The 5,191-nt window shown below is 58.5% G+C and carries 6 protein-coding genes; all 6 read left to right on the forward strand.

Annotation, left to right across the window (positions count from 1 at the left end; all coding sequences use genetic code 11):
* Window positions 1-5: 5 nt before the first annotated feature.
* A complete protein-coding gene (gene nuoI, locus WB402_RS00005) occupies window positions 6-434 on the forward strand; it encodes an NADH-quinone oxidoreductase subunit NuoI (protein ID WP_424204551.1) in 429 nt (142 codons plus the stop codon).
* Window positions 435-567: 133 nt separating this feature from the next.
* On the forward strand, window positions 568-1,173 hold the full coding sequence (locus WB402_RS00010) for an NADH-quinone oxidoreductase subunit J (protein WP_424204545.1): 606 nt from the start codon (window positions 568-570) through the stop codon (window positions 1,171-1,173).
* A gap of 34 nt (window positions 1,174-1,207) precedes the next feature.
* Window positions 1,208-1,513, forward strand: a complete 306-nt coding sequence (nuoK, locus tag WB402_RS00015; RefSeq protein ID WP_424204546.1) for an NADH-quinone oxidoreductase subunit NuoK — start codon at window positions 1,208-1,210, stop codon at window positions 1,511-1,513.
* 3 nt (window positions 1,514-1,516) lie between these two features.
* On the forward strand, window positions 1,517-3,487 hold the full coding sequence (gene nuoL, locus WB402_RS00020; protein ID WP_424204548.1) for an NADH-quinone oxidoreductase subunit L: 1,971 nt from the start codon (window positions 1,517-1,519) through the stop codon (window positions 3,485-3,487).
* A 3-nt stretch (window positions 3,488-3,490) separates the two neighbouring features.
* Window positions 3,491-4,969 carry an NADH-quinone oxidoreductase subunit M gene (locus WB402_RS00025; RefSeq protein WP_424204549.1) on the forward strand — a complete coding sequence of 493 codons (1,479 nt, stop codon included), beginning with the start codon at window positions 3,491-3,493 and terminating at the stop codon, window positions 4,967-4,969.
* 74 nt (window positions 4,970-5,043) lie between these two features.
* Window positions 5,044-5,191 (forward strand): GxxExxY protein (locus tag WB402_RS00030; RefSeq protein WP_424204553.1); only part of this gene is annotated, 148 nt, incomplete at its 3' end.

A 5,191-nucleotide genomic window follows, 5' to 3' on the forward strand; every position in this document is an offset into this window, starting at 1 on the left:
CCTTCGTGCTCGCCATGCGCTATTTCTTCGGGCCGAAGGCGACGCTCAATTACCCGTCCGAGAAGGGCCCGCTGTCGCCGCGCTTCCGCGGCGAGCATGTCCTGCGCCGCTATCCCAACGGCGAGGAACGCTGCATCGCCTGCAAGCTGTGCGAGGCGGTCTGTCCGGCGTGCGCGATTACCATCGAGTCCGAAGAACGCGCCGACGGCACGCGCCGTACCACGCGCTACGATATCGACCTCTTCAAGTGCATTTACTGCGGTTTCTGCGAGGAATCGTGCCCCGTGGATTCCATCGTCGAGACGCGGATTTTCGAATTCCATTTCGAGAACCGCGGCGAGCACGTGATCACCAAGGAACAACTGCTCGCCGTTGGCGACAAGTATGAAAAACAACTCGCCGCGGATCGCGCGGCGGACGCGAAGTATCGTTAGATTATGATTGATAATGAACGCCAGGACGCCAGGAACGCCAGGGAATAATAATGATATGAATCTTTTGAGCGCGAGAGTTTCTTTTGATTTTCCTGGCGACCCTGGCGTCCTGGCGGTTAAAAGTTAGTTTTTTATGGAATTCAAACAACTGATTTTTTACTTTTTTGGCACGGTGCTGGTGTTCGCCGCGGCGATGGTGATCACCGTGCGCAACCCGGTGAAGGCGGCGCTGTTTCTGGTGCTGACTTTCGTGAGCGCCGCCGGGCTGTGGCTGTTGCTGCAGGCTGAGTTCCTCGCCATCGCGCTGGTGCTGGTGTACGTCGGCGCGGTGATGGTGCTGTTCCTGTTCGTGGTCATGATGCTCGACATCAACCTGGTGCGCCTGCGCGAAGGTTTTGGCGAATACCTCCCGATCGGTGGACTGGTGGCGGTGCTGCTGGTAGCGGAAATGGTAATTATCATTGGCTCGGACCATTTCAGTCCGGCGCAGATGCCGGACCCTGGCTCATTGCCCGCGGGCCACAGCAACACGCGCGAACTCGGGCGTCTGTTGTATACGGTCTACGCCTACCCGTTCGAAATCGCGGCGGCCATCCTGCTGACGGCCATTGTGGCGGCGATCGCGCTCACGCTGCGTGGCCGCAAGGACACCAAGTACCAGAATCCGGCGCAGCAGATCAATATTAATCCGCGCGAGCGCATGCGCGTGATCAAGATGCCGTCGGAAAAAAAGGGCTGAGCCGTACGATGTACAAAAAAACAAGGGGGGGGCGATGATACCGTTGGCGCATTACCTGATACTCGGGGCGATCCTATTCTCCCTGAGCGTCGTCGGCATTTTTCTCAACCGCAAGAACCTCGTCATCCTGCTGATGGCGATCGAGCTCATGTTGCTGGCCGTCAATCTCAACTTCATTGCATTCTCGCATTACCTCGGCGACACCGCGGGGCAGGTATTCGTGTTCTTCATCCTCACGGTGGCCGCGGCCGAATCGGCCATCGGGCTTGCCATCTTGGTGGTGGTGTTTCGCAACCGCCAGTCCATCAACGTTGAAGACCTGAGCAGTCTCAAAGGCTAGGCCATGTCCGGATTCGACATCGACTTCAAACTGATCTACCTCGTGATTCCGCTGTCCTGTCTCGCGGGCTCGGTATTGGCCGGGCTGCTCGGCTGGAAAATCGGGCGCGTCGGCGCGCACACGGTAACGATCCTCGGTGTCGCCGTGGCGTTCGCGCTCTCGGCTTTCGTGGTTTTGCCGGACGTGCTGGCAGGCAATGTTTTTAATGGCCCGATCTACACCTGGGGCGTCTCCGGCGGCATTCCGCTCGAGGTCGGATTTCTGATCGACCCGCTGTCGGCGCTGATGATGGTCGTCGTCACCTTCGTCTCGCTTATGGTGCACATCTACACCATCGGCTACATGCACGACGACCCCGGTTACCAGCGGTTTTTCAGCTACATCGCGCTGTTCACCTTCTCGATGCTGATGCTGGTGATGTCGAACAATTTCCTGCAGCTGTTCTTCGGCTGGGAGGCGGTGGGACTGATGTCCTACCTGCTTATCGGCTTCTGGTTCACGCGTCCCACGGCGACCTACGCCCAGCTCAAGGCCTTCCTCGTCAATCGCGTGGGCGATTTCGGTTTCCTGCTCGGCATCGCGGCGATCTACATGACCTTCGGCACGCTCGACTACGGCGCGGTATTCTCCATCGCCCCGCAGATGGCCGCCAAAACCATCCAGGTGTTCCCGGGCGTGGACTGGAATCTCCTGACGCTCACCTGCATCCTGCTGTTCATCGGCGCGATGGGTAAATCGGCGCAGGTGCCGCTGCACGTGTGGTTGCCCGACTCGATGGAAGGCCCGACGCCGATTTCGGCGTTGATCCACGCCGCCACCATGGTGACCGCCGGCATCTTCATGGTGGCGCGCATGTCGCCGCTGTACGAACTTTCCGAGACGGCGTTGTCGGTGGTGCTGGTGATCGGCGCGCTGACGGCGTTTCTCATGGGACTCGTCGGCATCGTGCAGAACGACATCAAACGCGTGATCGCCTACTCGACGCTCTCCCAGCTCGGCTACATGATGGTCGCGCTCGGCGCTTCGGCCTATAGCGTGGGAATTTTCCATCTGATGACGCACGCCTTCTTCAAGGCATTGTTATTTCTTGCCGCGGGTTCGGTGATTATCGCCCTGCATCACGAGCAGGACATGCGCAAGATGGGCGGCCTGCGCCGGCGCATGCCAATTACCTTCTTCACCGTCTGGGTGGGTTCGCTCGCGCTCGCCGGCATTCCGCCTTTCGCCGGTTTTTTCTCCAAGGACCTGATCATCGAGGCGGTGTACACTTCGCATCTTCCCGGCAGCGGCTTTGCCTATGCCGCGGTGCTGGCCGGTGTGTTCGTGACGGCGTTTTACTCGTTCCGCCTGCTGTTCATGACGTTTTACGGCAAGCCGCGCATGGACGAGCACACCTACAAGCATGTGAAGGAATCGCCCTGGGTGGTGACCGTGCCACTGGTGCTGCTGGCGGTGCCCTCGCTGCTGGCCGGTTTCATGACCATCGATCCGCTGATTTTCGGCGGCTACTTCGCCGATTCCATCAAAGTCCTGCCCGCGCACGACGTCATCCGGGAGATTGGCGAGCATTACCAGGGTGTCGCCCCTTTCATCGCCCACGGACTGCAATCCGCGCCGTTCCTGCTCGCGGTCGCGGGTATCGGCCTCGCGTGGTTCATGTACATCCGTTATCCGTTCCTGCCCGGTCAGATTCGTGAAAAGGCCGGCGCCATCTACACGCTGTTGCTGCGCAAGTATTTTGTGGACGAATTCAACGAGTTCGTGTTCGCCGGCGGCGCGCGCGCCATCGGGCGCGTTCTTTGGAAGATTGGCGACGTGAAGCTGATTGACGGCCTGGCGGTGAACGGTACCGCGCGCGTGATCGGCTGGGCGTCCTCGGTCATGCGCCACATCCAGACGGGATATGTGTATCACTATGCATTTGCCATGATCCTGGGACTGTTTTTGCTCATCACCTTCTTCCTGCACCGCTGAGCCATGCTAGCCGACCACCTTTTAAGCTTTGCCATCTTCCTGCCGATTCTCGGCGGGGTGGCGGTGCTTGCCACCGGCAGTGACCGCAATGCCGACTACGCGCGACAGCTGAGCCTCGCGGTAGCCGTCCTGACCTTCCTCGTGACGCTGCCGCTTTATGCCGGCTTCCATACCGGTACAGCCGCGATGCAGTTCGTCGAGGACCACGCCTGGATCGATGCTTTCCGGGTCCGCTATCGCCTGGGCATCGACGGCATTTCATTATTACTCATCCTGCTCACGAGTTTCAGTACCGTGCTCGTCGTCATCTCCGCCTGGAAATCGATCGATAAAAAAGTCGCGCAATACCATGCCTCATTCCTCGTCATGGAAGGGCTCATGATCGGCGTTTTCAGCGCGCTCGACGGCATCCTGTTCTACGTCTTCTGGGAGGCCATGCTGGTGCCGATGTTTCTCATCATCGGCCTGTGGGGTGGGCAGAACCGCGTTTACGCCACCATCAAGTTCTTCCTTTATACCTTTCTCGGCTCGGTGCTGATGCTGGTGGCCATGATTTACCTTTATTTCAAGGCCGGCAGTTTCGACATCCTGGCGTGGCATGACCTGAAACTCGGGCTTCACGCGCAGATACTAATATTCCTGGCGTTCCTGGCCGCGTTCGCGGTCAAGGTGCCGATGTGGCCGGTGCACACCTGGCTGCCGGACGCGCATGTCGAGGCGCCCACGGGCGGTTCGGTGATCCTGGCGGCGATCATGCTGAAGATGGGCGCTTACGGTTTCCTGCGTTTCTCGCTGCCGATCCTGCCGGACGCTTCGCATCAGCTGGCATGGCTCATGATCGCGCTGTCGCTGATCGCGGTGGTTTACATCGGCCTCGTGGCATTGGTGCAGGAGGACATGAAGAAGCTGATCGCGTACTCCTCGATCGCCCACATGGGTTTCGTGACGCTGGGATTTTTCATATTTAACACCCAGGGCCTCGAAGGCGGCATCGCGCAGATGATCTCGCACGGTTTCGTCTCCGGCGCATTGTTTCTGTGCGTCGGTGTCATGTATGACCGATTGCACTCGCGCATGATCAAGGACTACGGCGGGGTGGCCAACCGCATGCCGGTGTTCGCCTCCTTCATGATGCTGTTTGCCATGGCCAACGCCGGCCTGCCCGGCACGTCCGGTTTCGTGGGCGAATTCCTGGTAATCCTGGGCGCGTTCCAGGTGAATATTTGGTATGCCTTCGCCGCCGCGACCACGCTAGTCTTCGGCGCCGCGTATACGCTGTGGATGTACAAACGCGTGCTGTTTGGCGAGGTCGGCAATGCCAAGGTCGCGGAACTGACGGATGCGACGCCGCGCGAAATCGTGTTTCTCACGCTGCTCGCGGTCGCGGTGCTGGCGATGGGGTTGTGGCCGTATCCGTTCCTCGACGTGATGCACGCGTCGGTGGACCACCTGCTGCAGCAGGCAACGATTTCTAAATTGTAAAGCGTATGTTCACCGCAAAGACGCAAAGATCGCAAAGAAAGGCAATTAAGAATTAGAAATGAAAAATCAGTCCTATGTTAAAAGAAGATGAACTTTCAAATGAGATTATTGGAGCGGCGATAGAGGTTCATCGAAATCTTGGGCCAGGGTTGCTGGAATCTGTGTATGAAGAATGTCTTTGTTATGAGTTCGTAAACCGTGGAATAAAGCATAAGAGACAGA

Source organism: Sulfuricaulis sp., assembly GCF_049587675.1.
Taxonomy (GTDB): domain Bacteria; phylum Pseudomonadota; class Gammaproteobacteria; order Acidiferrobacterales; family Sulfurifustaceae; genus Sulfuricaulis.